Raw genomic sequence first — 24,424 nt, 5'->3', positions numbered from 1 at the left:
AGGCCTCCTCCTGTGAGGCCTGGGCGACCGGTTCTTGCGGCATGGCTCAGTTCAGACCACGCACTTCGATTTCCACCCGGCGGTTGGGCTCAAGACACTTGATCAATTGCGCTCGCGGTTGCTGCATGTCGCAATTGACCAATGGCTTGCGGCTCCCTTCGCCTTGTGCAACCACCAGTTCGGCAGGCACGCCCTTGCCGACCAGATAGGTGCGTATGGTTTGCGCCCGTTGTTTCGAAACCTGCAGGTTGCCCTGGCTGTCGCCCAACTGGTCGGCGTGGCCCGAGATGACGATCTTGCCGATGTTCGGGGTGTTCAGCAGCTTGCTGGCAATCGCGCTAAGCTGGCCCTGGCCTTCGTTTCTAAGGCTCTGGAAGTCGGCGCGGCCGAAAGCGAAAAGGGTGTCGGATTCCAGCGTGATGGTCTCGATCGAGCGCAGCGACTGGGCCCGCAGGCTGTCGATGTAGTTACGCGAACTGGACATCAGGAAGGCGTTGTCGAGGATGCGTGGCACATCTGGCTCACGGATCTGGTCGCTGTAGAAAGTGATCTGACGGCTTGCGTACAGGTAGTCCTTGCTGTCTGCTTCGCTACCGGCTGCGGTCATGCGCTGGCCGGTGTGGCGGGCGATAGCCGGGTACCAGTAGTCCGGCAGGTGCGCCTTGAGGAACGCCGGGTCGGCCTTTTCGCGCTGGGCCGGGGACAGCATCACATAGGTGTCCAGCGTGGCCTTGCCGAAATCGGCGATCGACTGGGCGCGGTTGTCATGCGGCAGCGCCTCGGCCTCGACACTGTCAACACCGCTCACCGGCTGCAACTCGCGGGTGTTGCGCTGGTAGACCTTGAGCGTGGTCAACAGGTAAAGGGTTCGCGTGAGGTTATCGGCCGTGGGTTTGAGCATCACGTTCTGCAACGTGGCGAAGTAGCGGCTGCGCAGCAGCGGCTCGACTTCATGGCCCTGGTACAGGCCCAGGCGCATGCCGAGCGGCACGCCCTGCTCATGGTGTTGCTGATAGTAGTGCGCGGCCCAGAACCGCAACCGGTCGAGGCTACGCCAGGCGGTGTACTGGCCGCTGGCAGCCTGGTCGTCGGCCTTGGCCTGGGCCAGTTCGCCGGCAATGCTGGCCAGGGTGGCGCGGTTGTTCAGGTACGACCAGCCCCACAGGCTGCATAGCACCAGGGCCGCCAGGCCGGCGGCGCCAACCCACCCGGCCTTGCGCCGCCGCTCGCGGTGGTTGCTGGTGTACAGCGCCACCAGGTGCTGGTCGGGGATGATGACTTTGCGGAACAGGCTATTGATGAATAGCGGCGCCGGCTGGCTGCCAGCTTCGGCAGCACCTGCGGCGTGTTCGAGTGCGAAGCGCTCGGCCACATGCTGGCCGTGGCTGCCCCACTGGGCCTCGTCGGCTTGCAGCGCGGCGGTGAAATAGAAACCACGCAGCATTTCGGCACTCTGGTACGGGTTGGCACGCAACAGGCTGTCGACGAACTGCTGCAAGCGCGGCTTGAGGGCGGCGAGCTCCAGCGGGAACCGATAAGCAGCGTTGTTCTGCCGAGTCACCTGAATGTCCTGTTGCACCAACTGCTGGCCTGCCACCTGCCGCCAGTAACCGGTTAGCTCGTCCATGGCCTTGCCGAAACGCTGGCCCCAGTCGGCCTGTTCGTAACCCTTGTGCGAGAAGGTTTTGCCCATCACTTCGCCACGTGAGGCGTCGTCCAGCTGGCGATAGAACGCTGTAAACCCGGGTATCAGGTCGCACTTGGTGAACACCAGGTAGATGGGCAGGCGCACTTCGAGCAGGGCGCAGCTTTCCTGGATGCGTTCGCGCAGGCGCTTGGCCACGCGCTCCTGGTCCTCGGCCGAGCCATGCAGGATGTCGTCGATGCTGACGCTAACGATCAACCCGTTAAGGGGACGGCGTTGGCGATGCTGGCGCAGCAGCTGCAGGAAACCGCGCCATTTACCGGCTTCTTCCGGGCTGTTCATGTAGCGCCCGGCAGTGTCCAGCAGCACCGCTTCGGAACTGAAAAACCAGTCGCAGTTGCGCGTGCCGCCCAGGCCCGCCACCCTTGCGCCTTCGCGCTCGGCATAGGGGAAGTTCAGGCCCGACTGCAGGATCATGGTGCTCTTGCCCGCAGCCGGCTGGCCTATCACCAGGTACCAGGGCAGGGCATACAGCGCGTCCTTGGCCGAGGCGCCGCGGGGCTTGTTGCTGTGCAGGCGCTCGATGCTCTGCAGCAGGCGCTCGCGCAACAGGCTGACTTCTTCGCGGTCGGCCGGGGTGGCGCTGAGTACGGCCTGGTCAGCGTCGTCACGCAGCAAGCCTTCGAGGTTGTGGTGCTGGCCGACACCGCGGTACAGCAGCAGTACATAGCCCGCAGACAGCACCAGAAACACGCCGATACCTGCGAGCAAGCTGTGCAGCGAGGCGAAGCCGAAGGCACGGCCAATGGCCCAGACCAGGAAAATCGCCAGGAAGAACGCCACCCCCAGCAGGTAGGGTTGGTAGCGCAGGCAGTAGTACTTGATCTTGTTCATACAGGCGTCGCATCCAGTGCATCGACGAACTGGTCGATGACGTGTTCAAGAGGTCGGTCGTAATCGTGCAGCTGTGGCGCACCTGTCAGTGGGCTCAACAATTTCAGGTGCTCACCCTTGTCAGCGCAGCCACTGAGCAGTCGGTAGGCACAGTTGGCATGGCGCGACGGGAAGCAGTAGAGGCGCGGGTGCATGAAGTCATCGGCCAACAGGCTTACCGCCGGCACGCCATGGCTACCGCTCATGCGTGTCAGCCAGGTCAGCCACAGATCGGCAACAGGATTTTTAAGGCCGCGTTCTGCCGGTAGTGGCAATTCAATACCGCCCGCAAAGTCGCCGTGCAGCGAGCCCCTGCCGTTTTTCAGGTGAGCGAGCGCGGTGGCGCTGTCGAAGCCCGGCCACGAACCGTGCAGGGCGCGGGCGACATCAGCAAAGCTGAAGTCGTGCAGGAACTTGGCATGAACCCGGCGGAACAGGTCCAGGTCCTGGCCCTGCAGCGGGCGCAAGGCCTTGATCCGTTCGAACAGGCTGGTGCAATCGGCGCCTTGCACGGCCTGATGCAGCAAAGGCTTGATCTGCGCGCTGAACAGTTCGCCAAGGGTGAACGGGTTGACCCCTGCAATACCTTCCTCGCCCTTGATCAGCTGGAAGATAAAGAACGGGTAGCGCCGTTGGCTGGCATCGCGCGAGCTGAGCAGGCCGCCCAGCAGCCAGTTGCCGTTGCGTGCGCGGTAGTTGAAAAAACACATCGGCAGCGTGTCGAACAACGCTTGCCAGTCATCGTGGTGGCGCATGGCCGCCAGCGACGACTGCAACCAGGCGTCGAACTCGCAGGCTTCCTCCGTCGCGCCGTGCAGGCTGACGAAGTCCGCGCTCGTCGGTAGCTTGCCGAAGCAACCGATCATTGCGCGCCCCTGTCGTTGAGGGCGCTCAGGGCCTTGACGTTGCCCAGGTCGGTCAGCTTGACCCCACCGAAGTTGCGTACAACAAGGCTCACGCGGCCACTGGCAGTGTTCCAGCTAAAGCGTTGCTGAATGCCGTCCAGGTCGTCGACGCGGGCGCTTTCGTTCATGCGCAGAAGGCCCCATCGGCCCGGGAAGTCGAACACGGTAACCCGTGCGCCGCTCAGGGTAACCACGTCCAGGCGTGCGCCTGGGGCGTTGCTGGTGGCCGGCCAGGCAAAGCGGTTCCAGCTGCTGCGGCCGTTGCGGTAGTGCTGTTCCTGGCCATCGAGCGTGAACACGATGTCGGTGAAGTTGGCTGAAGGCTCCAGCATGATCTCAAAGCCGTTGTCACGGTCCGAGAGGCTGGCGATCACCTGGCCAACCGAGCTGGCCTTGTCGATGCTGTTGAGCATGCCGGGGTTGACCAGCGCTGGCCCCTTGTTGTCGCCCACGCCCAGGCCTTCACCGCCGGCCAGGTTACCGATTTCGTTACGCTTGAACGCCGGGAGCAGGCCGCTTTGCGGGTCGACGAAGCGCTGCAGGTCTTTCACCGACGCTTCGTTGTTGCTGCCACCGGCAATGGGGTAACGGTGCGCCATGACCTGTTCCCACGGTTTGGCGATCTGCTGCGCCCAGGCTTTGGCGATTTGCTGGCCGGCCGGGTCGCGCAGGGTGGCCCAGGCGTACTGGATGGGCAGGCTGAACAGCCCCTGCAAGGAGCGCGACAGGCCGTCCTGGCTGGTGTCGACACTGCCTTCCACATAATTGCGTACGGTGGTGACTTCGCTCGGCTGGCCTTCCAGGGTCTCGCTGATCAACTGCTTGCTGCTCTTGCCCACATCCTGCGAGCGCTGGATGTTGTTCATGCGCACCTTGAGCTTGCGCAGCGCCGCCAGGTAGCGGTCCATGATGGTGCTGTCGGCGCCTTCTGCGTTGTTCTCGGCGAACACCCGCGCCACCGGCTCGAAACGCTTGGCCAGGCTGCCGTCATCCACCGCCGGCAGGGCCGGGGCGACGTTGGCGGGCAGCGCGTGATCGGCATCGAACAGGCCGGTGACCTTGCTCCAGAAGCCGTCATCGCGGGCGGCACCTGGGGCCGGGATCGCAGGGTTGATCGGCAGGTCCCACCGGGTATTGTCATTGACCGCAGCCAGCAGGTTCTTTACCGGCGAGTTCTGCACATCGCTGAGCAGGCCCAGTTGATCGGTGGCCGAGGCCAGGTCGGCGAAGTGGCGCATGCCAACGCTGCGGACCATCTTGTACCAGGCTTGGGTGTAGTCGCGTTTGTAGCGGGCCATGAACTCGCGCACGAAGTTGGCTTTTTGCACGACGGCATCGCCGCCTTCGCCGTCCAGCACCCAGTCCGACTCGTTGCGCAGGTTGCCCGACACCAGCTTGATCAGCTCGGGCTTGACGAAGGTGTCCCAGCCCTGGCGCGTGTAGATTGCCGGTATGCCAGCGGAGCTGTACAACAGCGCGCGGCCAGGTTGCGGGACCAGGTCGTTGAGGCTGAGCGCCGGGAACTGGCGGCTCGACTCAAGTTGCAGGCGCAGGTATTCGCGATCGACCAGGGAGCTGGAGATCATGAATGCCTTGAGGTTCTGGCGGGTTTCGTTGATCAACTGCTCGTTGCGCGGCAGCGCGGGCGCCTGGCCTTGCTCCAGCAGTTGCACGTACAGCGGCACATTTTCTTCGATTACCCGGGTGTCGGCCGGGGACCCTTCAGCTGCTGCACCGGCCCAGGCCTGGGGAAGGCTCGCAGCGACGAAGGCCGGGTCCGGGTGAGCCTGGGGTTCGGTCACCAGCAGGTACAGTTTGAGTGTGTTGTAGGCCTCGATGATCGAGGCCACCTGTTGTTCGTTCAACCGGCCAAGCATTTCTTCGGACAACGACAGGCCGCCGGTAGTGGCAGACAGCTCGGCAGCATCGCTGGCCGTGGCCAGGTTGACCTTGGCGGCGTAGGCGCCCAGGCGGGTGTCGACTGCTGCGGCCTTGGCAGCCACGGCAGCGGCGATTGCCTTGCCGCCGCGTTTTTTAGGCTGCGGCGCCGGGGTGAACTCCAGGGCCTGGTTGATGCCGTTGGCGAAGGTGTTGAACGCGCGCATCTGCACTTGCAGGCTGCGGGCGATCGGCTCCAGCGCCTGGCTGCGCAATTGTGCCAGGTAAGCGGTGCTGCTCACCTGGTGGATCGCTTCGCCATGGTAGAGGCCGGCAGCCAATTGCAGCGGGACACCTTGCAGGCGATGGGCTTCGACGATCGACATCTGTTCGCGCAGCACTTCCAACCCCTTGCCGGCAGCCAGCAGTTGCTCGCGCTCCTGCGCTTGTTCGATCTGCGCCAGTTGCCCGCGCAGGCCTTCGAGCCATTGCCGGTTGTTGATGAACGACAGAGCCTGCCAGCCGATGAACACAACCCCCGTGGCGACGGCCAGGCCTAGGAACAGGGGGCTGAACGCGGCCTGCCTGCCCGGGCGCGACTGGTACAAAGCCAGGTCGCGGTCCGGGAAGATCACCCGGCGGAAGGTGTCGGTGATGAAGTAGCTGCGGTTACCCACGGCCTGGGTGGTGCTTTCGACCCGCTCGTCGTAGGCCGCCTGCAGGGCGAATTCATCGGCGATGACGTCTTCATAAACCTGCCCCAGCTGCTGTCCGGTCTGCAGCGCACTGGTGAAGTACAGGCCCCGCAGCAATAGCGGTTTACCCTCGCGATGGCCCTGGGTGAAGTGGTCGAGGAAGGGTTCGAGCACTTCACCCAGGGCGGCGAAGTACTGCGGGAAGTTCAGCAGGGTGCTATCGGCTTCGGCACCGAGGGCGATCATCTGTGCGTCGACGTGCTGGCGAATACGGCCTTGCAGGTTTTTTAGCCGCGTTTGCAGCACGGCGTGCAGGCCATTGTTGCGGATTTCCGACAGGCCAAAGGTCATGCCCAGCGGCTGCTGGCGTTCGTGCAGGTCGAGGCCCTCAAATGCCTGGCTGAACCCCGGCAGCTGGTCGGTCTTGCTCAACATCAGGTAGATCGGCGGGTTGGCGCCCAGGCATTCGGCGTATTCTTCCACCCTTGCCACCAACTGGTTGGCCAGGGCATTGCGCTCATCGCTGTTGGCCGCCAGTAACTCGGGCAGGCTGACCACCAGGACCAGGCCATTGATCGCCGCCTTGCCGCGCTGCTTGCGCAGCATCCGCAGAAAGGCCGAGAACTCGCTGGCCGACTGGTCGTCGCGCAGGTAGCGCCCGGCCGTATCGATCATCACGGCGTCGGGGCTGAAGTACCAGTCGCAGTGCTGGGTACCGCTTTCACTGTCGTTAGCCGTGGCAATACTGGCCGACAGGCCGGAATGGGTCAGCAGCGAGGTCTTGCCCGCAGCCGACATGCCAACCACCAGGTACCAGGGCAGATCGGACAGCGCCGCCTTGCCGCCGCCTCCGGCAGAACGGTCGGTGCGCAGCATGGCGATGGCGTGCTTCAGGCGCTCGCGCAGCACCTGCTGGTCACGGAACTCGCCGGTGGCATTCCACGAGCGGTCGACCTCGATTTGCAGCAGGTTCTCGAGGTTGTGCTCGGCACGGATGCGCTGATATTGGCGCAGCACAATCACCAGCAGGAAGCAGGCACTGATGATTGCCAGCGCTTCCGGCACGTGATGACGCAGCCACGGCACCAGCGGCGCGGCCAGCCAGCAAATCAACAGGCTGGCCAGCCAAAGCAATGGCAGCAGCACCCAGAAACTTTTCAACAGACGCAGTAATGTTTTCATGTCTTCCTGACTCGGCTACCTGACGTGTGCTCAGGCACTGAACAGCTGGCGGATTTGTTCGGACAGGGCGGCGACGTCCTTGTCCAGCAACCAGTCGAGCGTGAGGTACACGGCGATGCAGACCAGGGCGATCAGCGCCAGATACACCCACAGCGGCACTTCATGGCGCAGCATCTGCGACACCTGGTCGGGCAGGGCCCAGTCCGGTGACAGGGCTTTGGGCGCCTTGCGGTAGCGGGCGATATCCTGGCCCAAGGTGTTGGCCAGGTAGCGCAGCTGGTCTTTCTGGCCGAGGCTGAACTTGCCCTCGAAGCCCAGGGCCAGGCACAGGTGGTAGACCTCGAGCACGTCGATGTTCTGCTTGACGTCGGCACGTAGCGCATCCACTTTTTCGAAGAAGCCTTCACCTGCCAGGTGCACGCCGAAATAGCGGAACTGCAACGGCTGCAGTTCAAAGTGCCGGCGCAGTTCGTTGTCGCCTGAGCGCAGTACGCTTTCGTCGAGGAAAGCGCACAGCGCGTATTGGGTGTCCTTGACCTGCTCGACGCTGTAGTTGGCGGCGCGGGCATCACGCTCCAGGTTGGTGAAAAAGCGCTCGACGCTGCCCTCGAAAGCCTGCACCGAGGTGACCTGGCGCCCGCGACGCACGATCAGCGCCATGCTGATGAAGTCCTGGACCAGGTCCTTGAGTGTCGGTTTGTCATTGGCGGCCGCGACGGCGCCCTGTTGCAATACGGCTTCGGTCATTTGAGCACCGCCATCAGTTCAAGCTTGAGGTTGGTAAAGGCGCTGGGCGCATAGAAGCAGATAGCCTGGGCATTGATCATTCGCTCATACACATTGCCGTGCGGCTCGATGGCGAAGTACTGGTTGTCCAGGCGTACCGGAATCGCGTTCGGCAGCCGGGCGGCATGATTGAGGGTGACACCAGGCATGGCGCTGTTGACCACCACTTCGATGTCTTCCGGTGAGCCGACCTTGAACGCCCGGGGCACCAGCTCCAGCAGGCTGGCGCCGGGCATGTCGGCGTGCACGGCAATATAGAAGTCCGCCTCGGCCAGGCGTGGATCGTGCAACTGGCCTTGCCAGTGCGACGGTTTGGTCTGGGTAAGGTTGATGACGATGCATTGGTTGGGCACGACGTTGTCGAGCATTACCCGGATCATCTCGTCCAGTTTCACCAATGACGCTGCAGGGTCTTGATGGTCGTACTCAGGGATGTCGCTTAACTGGGTGTCCAGGGTGAAGGTCAGCAGCCCGCCAGCCAGGTCGGCGAGGAACAGGTACAGGCGCTCCGGGTGCAGGCGCGGGTGAGCCAGCAGATGAGCTAACTGCGGGTGGGCACGGTTGACCGTGTTCAACAACCAGAACAGGGTGACGTCGCTGGACCCGAACTCGGCGATCTGGTCGGCGCGCTCACGTCGCCGGCCGGACAGTGCCTTGCTTTTGGCCTGCAGGGCGCCGAGCAGGCGCTTGCCGAGGCCGACGATGGTTTCGTGGCTACCCAGGTGAAGGGTAGGGTGGACGAAATGCGGGTCAATATTGAAGCCGCCCATGCTGTTGCGGGTCAGCTTGGCCAATGGACAATGGGTGTAACCGTCGAGGCTGTCACCGTCGACCAGCATTACCACGTTCAGGCGCAGGCTGGTGATTTCGTTCTCCAGTTCGCCTTCGTTAAGGTCTGGCAGGGTGTCGAACTGTTTGCGAAAACGCCGCGCAGCCTTGTGTTCGTGGCCATCTTCGACGTAATTGAGGCCAAAGGGCTCAGGCAGCTTGAGTGCGGCATAAACCTTGAGGTCATTGGCCTTGAGCAGGTCTTTGAGGTCGCGTGCGGCAGGCAGCGGGTCGTGCTGCGGAGCGTCGTACAGGCTGCCATCGGAGAACACCAGCTTCAGGCGTTTGAGCTGCAGCGTACCGTTGGCCAGGGCGTCCTCGTCGACCTGCAGCGCCTGTACCCCCCAATGGAACGGGGTACTGCGCAGGGTCGCCTCAGCCAACTGGTGCTGGTGGAACTCGTCCTGGTACTGGAAGTGCTGGGGCAGCAGGAACATGCCTTCCGACCACATCACCCGGCTCTGCTTGCTCATTTGACGCTATCCACTAAAGAGTTGAAGGTTGAATCCATGGCGTTGCTGGCCGACTGGCCCGCGGCGTCGGAGGCTTTCTCGATAGCTGCGCCCTGCACCTTGTCCGTCAGGGTCGGGTCAGCGTCGTTGGCCTTTTGCGCAGCCGCGAGCTGGTCGGCGGTGGGTGGTTTGTTCAGCACATCCACGCCACGCATGGCGCTGATTTCAGTCTTGTCCACCAGTACCCGCAGGCCGTCGGAGGAGAACCAGATGCCGTCCTTGCGCAGCGAGTTGGCGTCGAAAGCGACTTTCCAGCGCGCGCCTTGTTCATCGCGGAAGAACGCCGCCACACCAACGTAGCGAGCATTCTTGGCCAGCGGCCATTGGTCGATCTGGCCGATGCCCGGCAGCAGGGTGATCTCGCGTGCTTCCACCAAGGTGTTGCCCAGTGCCTTTTGCGGGGTATCCCACAGGGTCTCGGCATCGGTCGCGGCGAAGCGCTCAAGGTCGGTCAGCTGGTACACGCGCATCACCACCGACAGTGGCGTGCCCTCGGCATCAGGGTTGAGCTGGTTGCCGCCGTCAGAGGTCAGGATGACCTTTTCGCTGTCGGCCAGCATGTCGGCAGCCCAGCTGTCCTCCATGCGTTTGCCGATTCGGTCGGTAACCCCACAACCGGCCAGCGCCAGCAGCAGGGCGGCGGTGGTCAGGCGTTTGAGGGCTGTGTGCTTGCGTTGCATGACGGCTAAACCTCCGGTCGTTGATCAGGCCAGGCGATAGGCGAAGTCGCCATCGCTGCCCAATTCGATCACCAGGCGTTCGATGGGCGTGTCCTGGGCCATGCGTTCGAGCACGCGCTGGGCGAGTTCGGGCATCAAGGTCTGGGACAAAATGTTGTCGATATTGCGCGCACCGCTGTCTACCTCGGTGCAGCGCGCAGCAATGGCTTTGACCAGCGCCTCGTCGTAGCTCAGTTCGGCCTGGTGGTTGCGGGCGAAGCGCTTGGCGATGCGCGCGAGCTTGAGGGCGACGATGCGCTCCAGGATCTGGTCCTGCACCGGGTAGAACGGCACGATGCTCAGGCGGCCAAGGAAGGCCGGTTTGAACACATGATTGAGTTCGTCGCGCAGGCCTTCGACGATGGCCTGCGGCGTGGGCAGCTCGGTGGCATTCAGGCAGGTCTGCATGATGCGCTCGGTGCCAGTGTTGGAGGTGAGGATGATCACCGTGTTGCGGAAATTGATTTCGCGGCCTTCACCGTCGTCCAGTACGCCCTTGTCGAATACCTGGAAGAACAGTTCGAGCACGTCCGGGTGGGCTTTTTCAACCTCGTCGAGCAGCACCACGCTGTACGGTTTGCGGCGCACCGCCTCGGTCAGCACGCCGCCTTCGCCATAGCCGACATAGCCGGGTGGCGAGCCCTTGAGGCTCGACACGGTGTGGGCCTCCTGGTACTCGGACATGTTGATGGTGATCAGGTTGCGCTCGCCGCCGTACAGGGTATCGGCCAGGGCCAGGGCGGTTTCGGTCTTGCCGACGCCGCTGGGGCCGAGCAGCAGGAACACACCGATCGGCTTGTTCGGGTCTTCCATGCGCGCCCGGGAAATCTTGATGCGCTTGCCGATTTCGTGCAGGGCATGGTCCTGGCCCAGCACGCGCTCGCCGAGCAGGGCCGGCAGGCGCTGTACGGTGTCGATTTCGTCACGCAGCATCTTGCCCAGCGGGATGCCGGTCCAGCCGCTGATGACCTGGGCGATGGCGCCGCTGTCGACCAGCGCGTGCACCAGTGGCTGGTCACCTTGCACGCGCGCCAGTTCGGCGCGCAGGCTATTGAGCTGCCCGGCATCGGCGTCGTTGGCGGCATCCAGCGCCTTGAGCTGTTCGACCAGCGCCAGCTCTTGCTGCCACTGCTCGTTCAATTGCTGTTCCTGCTGCTGTTTGGCCTGCAGGCTGGCCTGCAGCTCACCCAGGCGGCGGTCATGGTCGTGGCCCTTGCCGGCTTCGTGGCCGAGCACGTCAATTTCTGCCTGCAGGTTGTCGATCTGTCGACGGCAGTCTTCCAGCAAGCCAGGCTGCGACGATTGTGCCAGGGCAATGCGCGCACAGGCGGTGTCGAGCACGCTGACCGCCTTGTCAGGCAGTTGGCGCCCGGTGATGTAGCGGCTGGACAGGCGCACCGCCTGCACCAGCGCTTCGTCCATCACCGCCACCTTGTGGTGCTCGCGCATCTTGCCCAGCAGCCCGCGCAACATGTGAATGGCCTTGTCCTCGTCAGGCTCTTCGACCTTTACCACCTGGAAGCGGCGGGCGAGGGCGGCGTCCTTCTCGAAGTACTTCTTGTACTCGGCCCAGGTGGTGGCGGCGATGGTACGCAGTTCGCCACGCGCCAACGCCGGCTTGAGCAGGTTGGCAGCGTCGTTCTGCCCGGCCTGGCCGCCAGAGCCGATCAGGGTGTGGGCTTCGTCGATGAACAGAATGATCGGGTGCAGGCTGCGTTTGACCTCTTCGATGACCGCCTTCAGGCGGTTTTCGAACTCGCCCTTTACCCCGGCCCCGGCTTGCAGCAGGCCAAGATCGAGGGTATGCACGGCAACGCTCTTGAGCACAGTTGGCACATCGCCCTGGGCGATGCGCAGGGCCAGGCCTTCGACCACGGCGGTTTTGCCCACACCGGCTTCACCGGTGAGGATCGGGTTGTTCTGCCGGCGACGGGTGAGGATGTCGACCATCTGGCGCACTTCGAACTCACGGCCCAGCACTGGGTCGATGCGGCCTTCGCGTGCACTTTGGGTGAGGTTGACGGTGTACTGGTCCAGCGCAGGGGTCTTGCCGCCTGCCTTGCTGCTGTTGGCCACCGGTGCCGCCGGGCTGGCCAGGGCGCTTGCCTGGCGGGACTCGGCGCTGCCTTCGACGAGCGCGGGGAGGTTCAGGCGCAGGTCGTTGGCGTTGATCTTTTCCAGCTCCGGCGCCGAGGCAACGACCACCCGGCGCAGTTCGGCGTCGTCGAGCAGGGCTTGCAGCAGGTGGCCGCTGCGCACCTGGCCGACGCCGTACTCGATCGACGCCAGCAGCCAGGCCTGCTCGATCATGCGGGTAATGTGCGGCGACAGCGCCGGGGTGCGGGTATTGCCTTTCTTGAACGTGCCCAGGGCGGTGACCAGTTGCGCCTGCAGGCGCTCGGCGACCACCTCATAGTGGCGCAGGATCGGGGCCAGGTCATTGTCACCGGTGTCGAGCAACTGCAGCAGCAGGTGTTCCACCTCGACATCGTAGTGGTGCTCTGACAGGCAAAGGGCCGCTGCGCTTTCGGTGGCCGTGCGGCTGGTTTCGTTGAGCTTGGCGAACAGCGACTTCAGGTTCACAAGGCGACCCCATCGTAAGGAATATGGAAAACGGCGCAACGCGAAGGCTCCGCGTCACGGCCAGGGCGTTTGAGCCAGCCGAGCCAGCCCAACGCGACATTGCCGTTGCGGCCGAGCCGGGCGCACGGCACCGCCTCGCGCTTGAGGCGCGGGGCGATTTCAAAGTCCAGGCCGGCACCTGTATAGAAGCGCACCAGCTCGACCAGCTTGCGATAGCACTCGGTACCAGGCTGGAAACGCTGGTAATCGGCCAGGCTCAGTGGGCCCAGCTCAATGCGAATGCACGATTGGTAGTCCCACACCCGCTTGCCAGCAACGGCGCTGTGGCCAAGCTGGGCGTTGCGCCGGCCAAGCTGGGTGCGCTGCTCAGGCGGCAGGTGCAACCAGCGCCCGGCAAACTGCTTGACGTGGATCGGCAGCGAGAAATAGAAGCCGAGCATGCGCTCGAGGTTCAGCGCATTGCGCGGCTTCTGGCTGAGCAGGCCGGCAAAATAGCTGAACAGCTCGCGACGCAATGCTGACGGTTGTTCTTCAAACTTGAGCTTCTGCGCCCGCGGGCCGAGGCCCACCAGGTTGAGCAGGTAGCCATCGAAGCCCGAGCTGCCAGTGCGCTCGTGCTCGATATGGAATTTGTATTTTTGCCAGGCCTCGTAGAACAGCGTGGTCATGCGGTGCGAGAAAATGTCGAGAAAGGCATGGGCGGCATCGTCTCGAAACTGCACATGGCGCTCAAGCAGCAACTCGGTGTACGGACGCGGCAGCACGCCTGACGGCCCGACCAGGCCCATGAAGGTAACCTGCACTTCCGAGAGTGGCAGGCCGGCCGGCGAGACCTTGCCTGCGTGCTCGAAGTGCAGGTCGCTGACTTCGCTGGCCGGAAACGCCAGCGACAGCTGGGTGCGGAAACGCAGCGGGTCTTCGTGGGGCCGGGTTGCCAGGTCCATGCGCCCGGTGCGGCTGTAGTGCAGGCGGAGCAGGCGCACCAATTGAAAGAATTCGAATCGGTGCGGCTCGGCTCGGGCCTGATCGATCAGACCAGGGGCTGATCGCCAGTACGTGCTGGCCATTGGACGACTCTCTTTTCTCGTTGTTGGGTGCGCAGGGTCAGTTGCGTGAAGCTGTTCATCGAGCAGTACTGGCCGAAGAAGTGGTCCAGCACCATGCCGAACAGGAACACGCCACTGCCGGTGAATTGGTGCTCGTCGAGGGTGAGGGTAATACCCACGCCCCGCACGAAGTTCGGCCGCGGATGGCCGATACGCGCAACGACCGGCTCGCTGTTGATGGCCTTGATGCCGTTGATCTGTTTGCGGATGGCCGAGACGTTGCGGTAGTTGTAAAGCGACAACAGCTCCAGCAGCACTTCACGGCCTTGGCTGACCAGTGACATATGGTTCAGCGACAGGTGCGCGATCAGGCGCCATATCAAGCCTTTGCCCAATGGCACGCGCACCGTGGCGGTGGGTTTGCGCAGGCAGCGGATATCCTTGATTACCGAGTTGGCGGGAATGTTGAAATCGCCACGCTCGCCGCCGAACGGGAGCATGAGCGGCACATCGCGGTTGCTGCAGGTGAGGGCGATGCTGAGGGTGTCGCTGCTGGCGCTGATCAGCTCCAGGTCGCGGTCGACCACGCGAATGCTCATGGCAGTGGCGTCACCCTGGGCGCGCCGCCGGGCAACCCAGAAGCTGCTGTGCGGGTCTTGCTCGCCTCGCGGCTCGAAAAACGGCTGGCAAGTGGCAACCTGGTCGCTGCCCCCCAGTTTACGAACCCGACGCACACGGTCTATGGATACCACTTCTGCTGCGTTGTGCAGCCGGGTGTCCGGGGTGACCGGATACTCGTGCTGGGTGTGGGTCAGTTTGATCGGCTCGGCTTGCTGGCGGAACAGGTTGATGATGGGCGTGCAGTTGAGCTTGAAGTTGTTGCGCCCGATATTCTGGGTCAACCGCGCCAGTCGCTCGCCAAGGTCGTAGTCGGAAAAATAGAAATTGATGTCGACCTGCTCGATGGCCTTGCCCTGCAGAATGCGGGTAAAGCCACTGAGGTCGAAGAACATGAACTTGTCGGGGAACGTGAAATATTCGTGCAGCAGCCGGTAACCAAGGAACGAGCGCTCCGAGTAGTCAACCAGGCCTTCGTCGCGGGCATAGCCTACGGCCTTGAGAGCATCGGCGGGCAGTGCAACCTCACGGCGGCGGCCCTCGTCGTTGAAGCTCAAGGTCGCCTTGGCCAGGTTATTGAACAGCAATTCGTAAAGGTGCAGCATGAGCGTTGCTTCGCCGTCGAGGAAAAACCGCAGGCGGTCCATTTGCATCTGCCCGAACAGAGCATCGCCGGTGGCTGCAAGGCGGATACGCAGGTGTGCGACCAGGTCGGCACTGTGGCCGTTGAAGGCCGAACGTTCCATTTCGACGAACGAGGCCTGTTGCACGGCAATCGGCCACAGCTCTACCGGGTAGCACGTGCGGAACTTGCACACCACGCCCTCTATGGCGTTGGCATGCATCTCGGTATGGCGCGCCACCCGGTACGCTTCGGTGACTTTCTCGTGCCTGCCCAGGCTCAGCTCGGCAATCGACATCGAGGGGGTAGGGCGCAGGTAATGCGGGTACAGCACCTCAAGGAAGGATTCGACGATTTCCGGAAACTCGTCATCGAGCTTCTTGTGCACCCGCGCAGAAAGGAACGAGAACGCCTCGATCAGGCGCTCGGTGTGCGGGTCTTCGCAGTTGTCGCCCTCGATCAGCAAGCGCGAAGCGATTTTCGGGTACTGCGCGGCAAACTCCTGGCCGAGGAAGCGCAGGTGCGACAGTTCCTTTTCATAGTAGGGCAGCAGTTCGTCGAGCATCAGTTGAGGTTCTGCACTTTGTATTCCTGGGTGTTGACCTGCAGCACGGCGTCGAAAGAGACCTGGCGGCTGATGTCCTGCAGACGCAATACGGCGTCCACGCGGAAGGTCAACATGCGGTGGCCGTTTTGCTGGGCCAACAGCTGCACACGGACCCGGCGGAAACGCCGGTCTCCGGTACTGATCGCCCGCTCCAGCTGTTGCTGGATCAGGCGGCGGTCATGTGGGTCGAGCACGCTGCGGCTGATGAAGTCGGGCATGCCGTATTCAAGGATGGAACCACCGAGCTGGCTGAAGCCGTCGAGCTCTTCGGCGACCAGGGACTGGCGGGTATTCACCAGCACCTCAAGGTCACGGACGATGCTGGCCTTGTACTCGGCCAGCGAGCAGGTGCGCTGCGCGGCCGGCTCGGCCGACTGGAACGGACGGTCGTCCAGCAGTCGGTCGAGCAGCGAGGGCAGCAGGCGGGCCTGGTTACTCATGTGTCATCCCTGTACACACCGGCTGTCAGCCGCGCGCCCCTTGAGGCAGTTCGGCGACCAGGCGCAGCGAGGCGGTCAGTTCGTCGAGCTGGTAGTGCGGGCGCAGGTAGGTTACGGCCTTGTACACGCCTGGCTTGCCTGGTACCTCGAACACCTCGGCGCGGGCTTCGCGCAGCGGGAACTTGGCCTTGGCCTCCTGGCTGGCGGTGTCGTCCAGCAGCACGTAGCTGGCCAGCCACTGGTTGAGGAAACGCTCCACGTCCATGCGTGAGGCGAAGCTGCCGATCTTGTCGCGCATGATTGCCTTCATGTAGTGGGCGATGCGCGAAGTGGCGAAGATGTACTGCAGCTGGGCCGACAGGCGTGCGTTGGCGTTGGCGATGTCGGTGTTGTATTGCTTTTGCTTCTGCGCCGACTGGGTGCCGAAGAACGCGGCATAGTCGGTGCCCTTGCAGTGCACCAAGGGAATGAAGCCCAGGTCCGACAGCTCTTTTTCGCGGCGGTCGGTGATGGCGATCTCGGTCGGGCACTTGAGGGCGATTTCGCCGTCGTCGGTCTTGAAGGTATGGGTTGGCAAGCCTTCGACCAGGCCGCCACCTTCTACGCCGCGGATGGCCACGCACCAGCCGTAGCGGGCGAAGGCATCGGTGACGCGGGTGCCGAGGGCATAGGCGGCGTTCATCCACAAGTACTTGTTGTGGTCGCGGCCGTCGACGCTTTCGACGAAGTTGAATTCTTCCACCGGCGTGGTATCAGGGCCATATGGCAGGCGGCCGAGCACGTGGGGCAGGGTGAGGCCGACGTAGCGTGAGTCTTCCGAGGCGCGGAACGACTTCCACTTGGCGTACTCGACGGTGTCGAAGAGATTTGCCAGGTCACGCGGGCCGGACATCTCGGTGAACGAGTCCCAGCCAAACAGCTCGGGGGAGGCGGCGGAGATGAACGGTGCATGCGCCGACGCTGCCACGTGCGAGATCTCTTCCAGCAGGTACATGTCTTCGGGGTTGCGGTTGAACTCGTAGTCACCGATCAGCATACCGAACGGCGCGCCACCGAAAGTGCCGTACTCTTCTTCGTAGACTTTCTTGAACAGCGCGCTCTGGTCGAATTCGCTGGCGGCCTTCAGGTCGCGTACCAGGTCTTTCTTCGAGGCGTTGAGCAGGTGGATCTTCAGCGTGGTGCTGGTTTCGGTCTGGTCTACCTGGTATTTCAGGCCGCGCCAGGAGGCTTCCAGCTGCTGGAACTCGCGGGCGTGCATGATCTCGTTCATCTGCTCGGAGAGCATCGAATCGATCTCGGCGATACGCGAGTCGAGCACGGCGATCAGGTCTTTGCTCGGCGTCATCTCACCTTCGAGCACCTGGTTCACCAATTCGCCAATCAGGTCGCGGGTGCGGTTGCGCTCGGTGTCGGAACGGGCCACGCGGCTTTGCGAAATGATGCTGTCAAGCAGTGAGGGCTGTGGCGCGAAGTTTTCTACTTCGACCAGTTCGCCGGCCTGTTGCGGTGCGGTTTGCTTGTCGGTCATGTTCGGGCTCCTGCTCAGGCGCGATCGCTGCTGGATGGGTCTTTCACTTCGGCTTCACGGCCGAATTCCTTGCCCAGGGTCTTGAGTTTTTCGGTGTTCTGCAGCACGTCCATCAGCAGCTCTTCGAGCTTGTCGTTGCCGCCCATCTTGTTGCGCAGGTCGGCCAGTTTGTTGCGCACTTCAAGCAGCTTGCGCAGCGGCTCGACCTGCTTGACCACGTTCTGTGGCTCGAAGTCTTCAAGGCTGTTGAAGTTCAGCTCCACGCCCAGCTGGGTGCCGTTCTTGGCCAGGGTGTTGTCGACCCGGTAGGTCAGGCGTGGCTTGATGCCCTTGAGCACACCGTTGAAGTTGTCCCGGTCGATGAAGACGAACTTGCGGTCCTTGAGCTTGGGCAGCGGCTCCAGCGGGTTGCCGGAAAAGTCGCCCAGTACGCCGACGACGAAGGGCAGCTCCTTTTTCTCGATGGCATCGCCGATGTCCACGTCGTAGGTGATATGGACCCGCGGCGCGCGGACGCGGTCGAGTTTGTGCTGGGTGCTTTCCTTCTTCGCCATCGTGTTCTCCAGTGCTAGCAGTTCGCTGCGAATCATTGCGCGGCCCGGTGTGGGGCACTGCGGGTTACAGTCCTTCGATCGTCAGCAGCAGGCGCTGACGGATGTCGTCGTTCATTTCCAGAATGTTGTCGCGGCCCACCAGTTCTTCGAAGCTGGTGTTGCCGGCAATTTGCGTGCTGCTACGGATGACCGAATCGTCGGGAAGTTCCGAGCGCACCGGCGAGCTGATGACGCAGAACGGCAGGTCGCCAAAGCCTTTGAGGCGTTCGAAGCTCAGCCCGTAGCGCAGGCCTTCGAACAGCCGGCCAAGGCCAGGCGACTTGCTCAGGCAGTAGAACAGCACGAGGTAGTGCACCACGAAGCGGTACAGCTCGGCGCTGCTGCGGTTGGGGTCTTTGATGACATTGCGAAACCGCGCCAGGTCGAAGGCGTGGAAGCCCACTACCCAGCGGGTTGGGCTGGTGATACGGATGGTCTGGCCGCTCTGTTCGAGGACCTTGTCGTATTCCAGCGGGAACAGTTCGGGGGTGGTGCTGATCAGGTTCAGCGGTACTTCCAGCTCGGTGACCAGCTGGAACGGCGCGGCCGAGCCGATACGCTCGTAGAGTTCGACCAGGGCCTGGAAGTGGCCCTGGGTTTCGCGCCCGCTGCTGCGCTGGGCGCCTTGCAGGTATTCGCCAAACAGGGTTTGCGGACGGATCAGCGGTGCCACGGTGGCAAGGTAATCCGCCGCCTGCGCCTTCAGCGCATCGGAGATCGCCCGCGTCTGGCTACGCAGCTTGATCAGTGCTTCGACATCGAATGTCTGTGTCATCGGTGCATCGTCCGTGTGCCTGCTTGATCGTCCTGAAACGCCAGTGGCGTGGACCTGAAATTGCGCCTCTCGACGGCGGAAAACTTGAGTGCTGGCACATGAATATCGTGTTGCCAGCAATGCCGAGTAGGGCACCTCGCTGCGGAAGAAGTTCCGCTTGGGTGGCGATTTTTTCCCCGTTTTGTGATGTGACGCAATGATGGCGCCGTGATATTGACAAACGGGTTCAGGCGCGAAAAATGGGGGTTCAAGCCCCAAAACGTGGGTGTGCGACGGGTATGAGCGTGAGAAAAATTATTTGCAGAAGTTTTTTACAAAAAGTGAATCCGGTCTCATTTTTGCGCGGACCGTGTTCTCCCAGAGGTTTTGACGGGGCACGTCAGGATGATGGCAGTGCGACGAAATGTGCCGCGCCGAAAGGGTGTTATCAAGCGTCCACCCGTTGGGCACACGGACAACTTCAGGGATGCAATCCTGCTGGCTGCCAATCTTGCCGATGATGCTGACAGCGTGGCAGCGACGGCGGGGCAGATTGCGGGGGCGCTGTATGGTGTTGCCGGGATGCCGCCTGAGGGGTGGCCAAGGTCGCCTGGTCGCAACACATCAGGGCGCTGGCGACGCGGCTGTTCGAAAGATCGCAACAAGGTGTCTTTTCGGGTTGGCCCAGGGGGGCACGCCCCCAGGCATTATTGGTTGATGACCCGAACAGCAAAAGTCACCGGCTCAGCGGCCATCGACCTGAATACAAACATCCTTGCCATTGATGACTTTGCAGGGCCAATTGTCATTTATGTAGTGATCCGGTTTAAAGCAGACCCGGTCATCGTTGACCCAGAACAACTGCCAGGCAGAACCTGATATCAACAGTTTCGGGCAGGGCGAATAGCCTCTGGCCAGCAACGCCACGGTTGTCAGAATCATCACTGCTGGAACGACATAAAGCAGTGTCTTCAGTGACAACCCGAACATCTGAGTCTGGAAACGGTGTAGCCGTGAGGCAGGAGGAGGGTCGAACTTTTTACCCGTCCAGGCGCAAATCGCGCTGCCCACCAGCAGAATGGCCAGTGCCGGCGGAGCCATGAGCAGGCCAAATGCGAGATACGGCGTCTCGACCACTGGGGCCCCGCGCAGGAGCCTGCCGTAGAGCGGGAACAGGTAGTTGAGGTAAGCATAAACGGAAATGGCGCCAACCAGCAGCATTGCGGCAATCATGCCAACAGCCAGCAACCTGATCTTGAGAGGCGATAGCCCGGGTGATATCTGTGAAGAGTGTGTAGTCATTTTCAGAACTTGGGCAGGTTGAACGTGGGCAGCGATGGCAATGAAGGCATCGATGGCAGGCGGGGTGCGCTTGGCCAGTTTGGCAGGTCGATCCCGTCGGGGCGCACTTTGCGGATGATCCACGACTTGGCTTCATCGTAAAGCTCGTCGGCAATTCTGCCTGCGATGTTGGTAGCCGTTTCTTCAGCATAGCGACGCAGGTCGGCTGGCTTGATCTCGGTGATGGTCTTGTGGATTGCCTCGATATGATCCACGGCATAGCGCAGGCCGGCCTTCACTGCGTTCTTGATGCCGAAGTGGTTGTCCAGTGCATTAAGCCCAAGGCCCACTGCAAAAACGACCAGCGCACCGGCGATGACCGGTGCTGCGGCTGCCGTGAACAGTGCGCCAGCAGCCAGCGCTGCGGCGTAGCCGAGCGCCGAAGCGATGCCAGCCTTGATCAACTCCACCCCAATGCCGCCAAACAGGTCGCTCATGATGTGCTCGTCGCCAAACACCCACTCTGCGACTTCGATGGCTACCGCCACATAGCACGAGAGCTTGAAGCCCTTGATGGAAGAGCCGCGCACGCCGTATTTGCCGATGCCCATGCTGACCAACTTGGCGTTCTGAACACCATAGCGTGTTGCATTGAGCGTTTTGCGCAGGCCTGGGTAGCCGGTGAGAATCACGTACTGCTTACCATTGCGCACGGTGTAGCGTACTTTCGTGCCCATCCCGTTCATGTCACGAATGAAACCGACGATGTTTTTCGCGTCCCAGGCTGCCATGGCCGTAGGCACGCCCCAAGTAGTGTTGACGAAGGTGTGGGGCAGGCCATTGTAGGTGGATTTCACGCCGTTCCAGGTACCGGTCAGAAGGTCACCCTGCGTGCGAGTACACACTTGCGGAGGCTGCGTGGCGCCATGTGCCTGCTGGGCTAACTGGGCCTGTGCGTGGAAGTCTTCTATCGACATGATCACCATTTCCCGGTGATTCTGGTCCATCTCCCGGTCCAGTTGGCTGAGTTGGCTTTCGCTCACGCTCATGGCGATTCTCCCTGATAGTCGCGATCTACTGCCTCATGGCGAGGCGTAGGGAGCCTACACTCCAGACCTCCAGCAGATCAAACCGGAGGACATATTTCGATGTAATTAATCAAGAAAGTGTCGACTGATACACCGGCCCATGATGCACCAGTTGCACGCGGCTTTTGTCCTCGATGTGAGTTGCTCTGGCTTATCGCCATCATTTGACAGCCTCAGCCAAGCGCGTTTTCATTGTGAGATTTCCAGCTTGATGCAGGATGCATTGATATGATTACGGATGCCCTCGAGTCGATGCTCACCCAGCATCAACGCCTGTTCACCTTCGATTCTCCACTGCCTCCCGAGCAAGAACTGCAACTCCTCAGCTTCAGCGGCCGCGAGGCGATTTCGGAGTTGTTCAGTTTCCAGGCACACCTCATTTCGCAAGACGCTCGCATCGAACTGAAGAAGCTTATCGGCAAGAAGGTCACGTTGGGGATTGCCTTGGCCGACGGCACCACAAGGTACATCAGTGCGCACGTGTCGGACTTCGTGCACACCGGTGCTGATGGCGGCATTGCCAACTACACCGCTGAACTGGTGCCTTGGATCTGGATTCTCAGCCGTCGCCGCGACTCGCGCATCTTCCAGGACAAGACCACCGAGCAGATCGTCAAGGAAGTTTTCGATTACTACCTGTCCCTGGCCGAGCATGAGTTCCGTCTGAGCCAGCCGCTCAAGCCAATCAGCTACTGCACGCAGTATCAGGAATCGGACCTGAATTTCGTGCTGCGCCTGCTCGAGCAGGAAGGGCTGTTCTTCACCTTCGAGCACTCCCAGGAAGGCCATCGCATGATCATCAGCGATGACAGCAGCATGCTTCCGCAGCTGGAGCGCCAGCCGCTGATCCGCTACCACAGTGCTTCGGTCACCGAAACCGCCGACTCGATCACGGCGTGGTCGTCGGCGCGACGGATGCAGCCAACCCGCCTGACCCTCAAGTCCTTCGACTACAAGCAACCCGGTAACCCGCATCTGGTGCAGCTGAACTCGGTCAACCAGCAGGGTGAGGTAGGCCAGTACGAGGTCTTCGAATATGAAGGCCTCTACGGCTATGCCGATTCCGATGAAGGCATGCGCAAGGCTCGTCGTCGGCTGGAGGCGATGGAAGTCGACGGCAAGACCTTCCATGGCGAGAGTAATTGCCGCGCCATGGAACCTGGCCATTACTTCGAGCTGAGCCAGCATTACGATCACGACAACGACGCCCCGGACGATCGCCAGTTTCTGCTGCTTTCCGTCACCCATTGGGGACAGAACAACTATGCCAACGATGGCGAAGCGGGCTACCGCAACAGCTTTAGCTGCATCCGCCGTAAAATCCCGTTCCGCCCCGCATTGCGCACCCCAAGGGCGGGTATCAGCGGCCCGCAGACTGCCATTGTGGTCGGTCCACACGGCGAAGAGATCTACACCGATGAGCTGGGGCGGGTGAAGTTACAGTTCCACTGGGATCGTAACGGTGAATTCAATGATCAGAGCTCCTGCTGGGTACGCGTCACCCAGTCTGGCGCCAGCGGCGGCTTCGGCAGCATCCAGATCCCACGCATAGGCGACGAAGTGGTTGTGGTGTTCCTCGACGGCAACCCCGACCGGCCGCTGATCATGGGCAGCCTGTACAACAGCACCAACACCCCGCCATGGTCGCTGCCGGCGAACAAGACCCAGAGTGGGTTCTTGACGCGTTCGATGAAGGGCGACGGCGGTACCGCCAACTTCTTCCGCTTCGAAGACAAGGCCGGCGCCGAGCAGATCATCATGCATGCCGAGCGCAACATGGATACCGAAATCGAGCTGGATGAGACCCATGATGTAGGGAACAACCGCTCGATTACGGTTGGCGGTACGCACACCGAAACGGTCAAGAAAGACACCGTGGTGCAAGTGACCGAAGGTTCTTACACCCTGCAGGTCGACAACCAGTTCATCCAGGTGGCCGCCAAGCAGCACATCATCCTGCAGGTGGGCGACAGCAGCATCACGCTGACCCCGGAAGGCATCGAGATCAAAGGCAAAGTCATCGTGACCACCAGTACCGACACCACCCAAATCACTGGCGCCGCAGTGCGGATCAACGACTGAGGCAAGGTACATGTACAAGCCCTCGATCTACGACCGCATCTCCGCCAGGCGCGAAGCGCAAGAGGAGGCAGCGCGCCTGGCCAAGCTGGCAGAAGCTGCTCATGTGCCCGAACCTGTGCCCACACCGGAACCCGTGCCGGCAGTGCTGCAGGATGTGGCCAGCGGTTTCACCTTCGCGGGTTTCAACCTGCAATTTCCAGTTGGCTTTCGTTTCCGCGATATCCAGACCACCCTTGAGCATGAAGGCGAGCCAGTCAGCCTCAGCATCCGCCGCCGTGATGTACGCGCCAGGCAGCCGCTGGAGCAATTGTTCGAGCGTGCAATCGAGGCCTTGCGCGAAATGAGCCCGCAACTGCGCGTGATTCGCAAACGTGACTGCCACCTGGTCGGCAACCCCGCCAAAGTGGTGGATTTTCACTTCAATGCCGGCCACGAGCCCCGTCATGGTCGCCTGGTCGGCGCGCTGGTGCCCATCGCCGGCAGCGAGTCACTGCAATGGCTGGATATCTCATGCGTAATCGACCCCAGCAAGCCGGGCCTGAGCCAGTGGCTGGCCGAGTTTGACCGCATGCTCGATGGCTTCGCGCTGAGCTGACCCCCATTTTTTGTTATCAGGAATTTTCATCGCATGGATTACGAGTTGCAGGAAGGCGGCATAGCGCTGCCAGCAGGGTTCGAGGACCGCACGGTCAACATGTTCGTCTTGGGTGCCAGTGTTCCCGCGCCGTTGAGCATCACCATCTCGCGTGACACCTTGCTGCCAGACGAAGCCCTGCAGGCCTATGTCGATCGCCAGGTCAAGATGCTGACCTCCAAGCTGCGTGGCTACACCCGTTTGGGCAACAAGGCCGTCGCGCTTTCTGCTACCGCACCCATTGCTGGTATTCAGATCGACGCCTATTACATGAACCAAGGCCGCCCGCTTTACCAGCGCCAGGCGGCCTTCATCATCAGCCCTGGCCGTGCGCTGATCTTCTCCACCACTGCACAGGCCGATTTCAGTGCCGAACAGAACCAGGACTGGGACAACCTGCTGGCGAGCTTCACTCCGCGCACGCCCGTAAGCCGTTCCGAGCCCGGCGAACAGGAGTAACCCCTC

Annotated in this window: 18 protein-coding genes and 1 pseudogene; 4 read left to right on the top strand and 15 right to left on the bottom strand. The window is 62.0% G+C overall.

Annotated features, from left to right (window positions below):
- Positions 1-46 precede the first annotated feature (46 nt).
- From tssM to N805_RS08730, 13 genes are all read right to left on the bottom strand, one after another.
- Entirely contained in the window at positions 47-2,539 is a 2,493-nt protein-coding gene (gene tssM, locus N805_RS08790; protein ID WP_028613909.1) for a type VI secretion system membrane subunit TssM, read from the bottom strand.
- Positions 2,536-3,444: a type VI secretion system-associated protein TagF gene (gene tagF, locus N805_RS08785; RefSeq protein ID WP_028613910.1), complete on the bottom strand. Its 909-nt coding sequence runs from the start codon at positions 3,442-3,444 to the stop codon at positions 2,536-2,538. Before tagF ends, tssM begins: the two co-directional genes overlap by 4 nt.
- On the bottom strand, positions 3,441-7,238 hold the full coding sequence (locus tag N805_RS08780) for a type VI secretion protein IcmF/TssM N-terminal domain-containing protein (protein WP_028613911.1): 3,798 nt from the start codon (positions 7,236-7,238) through the stop codon (positions 3,441-3,443). Before N805_RS08780 ends, tagF begins: the two co-directional genes overlap by 4 nt.
- A gap of 30 nt (positions 7,239-7,268) precedes the next feature.
- The gene (gene icmH / locus N805_RS08775) at positions 7,269-7,985 is read right to left on the bottom strand and encodes a type IVB secretion system protein IcmH/DotU (protein ID WP_028613912.1); all 717 of its coding nucleotides are present in this window, start codon (positions 7,983-7,985) and stop codon (positions 7,269-7,271) included.
- Positions 7,982-9,325, bottom strand: a complete 1,344-nt coding sequence (tssK, locus tag N805_RS08770) for a type VI secretion system baseplate subunit TssK (RefSeq protein ID WP_028613913.1) — start codon at positions 9,323-9,325, stop codon at positions 7,982-7,984. The genes icmH and tssK overlap by 4 nt, the downstream gene beginning before the upstream one ends.
- Positions 9,322-10,044, bottom strand: coding sequence for a type VI secretion system lipoprotein TssJ (tssJ, locus tag N805_RS08765; RefSeq protein WP_028613914.1), 723 nt, complete (start codon positions 10,042-10,044; stop codon positions 9,322-9,324). The genes tssK and tssJ overlap by 4 nt, the downstream gene beginning before the upstream one ends.
- Before the next feature lie 24 nt (positions 10,045-10,068).
- Positions 10,069-12,666 (bottom strand): type VI secretion system ATPase TssH, encoded by a 2,598-nt coding sequence (tssH, locus tag N805_RS08760; protein WP_028613915.1) that lies wholly within the window; start codon positions 12,664-12,666, stop codon positions 10,069-10,071.
- Positions 12,663-13,733: a type VI secretion system baseplate subunit TssG gene (gene tssG / locus N805_RS08755; RefSeq protein WP_028613916.1), complete on the bottom strand. Its 1,071-nt coding sequence runs from the start codon at positions 13,731-13,733 to the stop codon at positions 12,663-12,665. The genes tssH and tssG overlap by 4 nt, the downstream gene beginning before the upstream one ends.
- On the bottom strand, positions 13,697-15,517 hold the full coding sequence (tssF, locus tag N805_RS08750) for a type VI secretion system baseplate subunit TssF (protein ID WP_028613917.1): 1,821 nt from the start codon (positions 15,515-15,517) through the stop codon (positions 13,697-13,699). Before tssF ends, tssG begins: the two co-directional genes overlap by 37 nt.
- On the bottom strand, positions 15,517-15,999 hold the full coding sequence (tssE, locus tag N805_RS08745; RefSeq protein WP_028613918.1) for a type VI secretion system baseplate subunit TssE: 483 nt from the start codon (positions 15,997-15,999) through the stop codon (positions 15,517-15,519). Before tssE ends, tssF begins: the two co-directional genes overlap by 1 nt.
- 25 nt (positions 16,000-16,024) lie before the next feature.
- Complete coding sequence (tssC, locus tag N805_RS08740; protein WP_016499529.1) at positions 16,025-17,527, bottom strand: type VI secretion system contractile sheath large subunit; 1,503 nt, start codon at positions 17,525-17,527, stop codon at positions 16,025-16,027.
- Positions 17,528-17,541: 14 nt separating this feature from the next.
- Entirely contained in the window at positions 17,542-18,081 is a 540-nt protein-coding gene (gene tssB / locus N805_RS08735; protein WP_012272397.1) for a type VI secretion system contractile sheath small subunit, read from the bottom strand.
- Positions 18,082-18,145: 64 nt separating this feature from the next.
- Positions 18,146-18,895 carry a hypothetical protein gene (locus N805_RS08730; RefSeq protein ID WP_028613919.1) on the bottom strand — a complete coding sequence of 250 codons (750 nt, stop codon included), beginning with the start codon at positions 18,893-18,895 and terminating at the stop codon, positions 18,146-18,148.
- A 441-nt stretch (positions 18,896-19,336) separates the two neighbouring features.
- Between N805_RS08730 and N805_RS30500 the strand changes: the two are divergent.
- Positions 19,337-19,542: pseudogene (locus N805_RS30500) on the top strand (ADP-ribosylglycohydrolase family protein); the annotation flags it as partial.
- Positions 19,543-19,618: 76 nt separating this feature from the next.
- Here N805_RS30500 and N805_RS08725 read toward each other — a convergent pair.
- Both N805_RS08725 and N805_RS08720 read right to left on the bottom strand, forming a co-directional pair.
- Complete coding sequence (locus N805_RS08725) at positions 19,619-20,128, bottom strand: hypothetical protein (RefSeq protein ID WP_033742562.1); 510 nt, start codon at positions 20,126-20,128, stop codon at positions 19,619-19,621.
- A gap of 50 nt (positions 20,129-20,178) precedes the next feature.
- The gene (locus N805_RS08720) at positions 20,179-21,204 is read right to left on the bottom strand and encodes a hypothetical protein (RefSeq protein ID WP_028613921.1); all 1,026 of its coding nucleotides are present in this window, start codon (positions 21,202-21,204) and stop codon (positions 20,179-20,181) included.
- Between the two features lie 267 nt (positions 21,205-21,471).
- On the opposite strand from N805_RS08720, the gene tssI reads away from it, so the two are divergent.
- The 3 genes from tssI to N805_RS08705 are packed head-to-tail and all read left to right on the top strand — an operon-like array spanning position 21,472 to position 24,418.
- Positions 21,472-23,325 carry a type VI secretion system tip protein TssI/VgrG gene (gene tssI / locus N805_RS08715; RefSeq protein WP_028613922.1) on the top strand — a complete coding sequence of 618 codons (1,854 nt, stop codon included), beginning with the start codon at positions 21,472-21,474 and terminating at the stop codon, positions 23,323-23,325.
- Between the two features lie 10 nt (positions 23,326-23,335).
- Positions 23,336-23,920 (top strand): DcrB-related protein, encoded by a 585-nt coding sequence (locus N805_RS08710; protein WP_028613923.1) that lies wholly within the window; start codon positions 23,336-23,338, stop codon positions 23,918-23,920.
- 33 nt (positions 23,921-23,953) lie between these two features.
- Positions 23,954-24,418, top strand: coding sequence for a DcrB-related protein (locus N805_RS08705; protein ID WP_028613924.1), 465 nt, complete (start codon positions 23,954-23,956; stop codon positions 24,416-24,418).
- Positions 24,419-24,424: the final 6 nt, after the last annotated feature.

The organism is Pseudomonas putida S13.1.2, from assembly GCF_000498395.2.
Classification (GTDB): domain Bacteria; phylum Pseudomonadota; class Gammaproteobacteria; order Pseudomonadales; family Pseudomonadaceae; genus Aquipseudomonas; species Aquipseudomonas putida_Q.
Note: the sequence above shows the minus strand (reverse complement) of the source record. Positions and strands in the feature narration are given on the sequence as shown.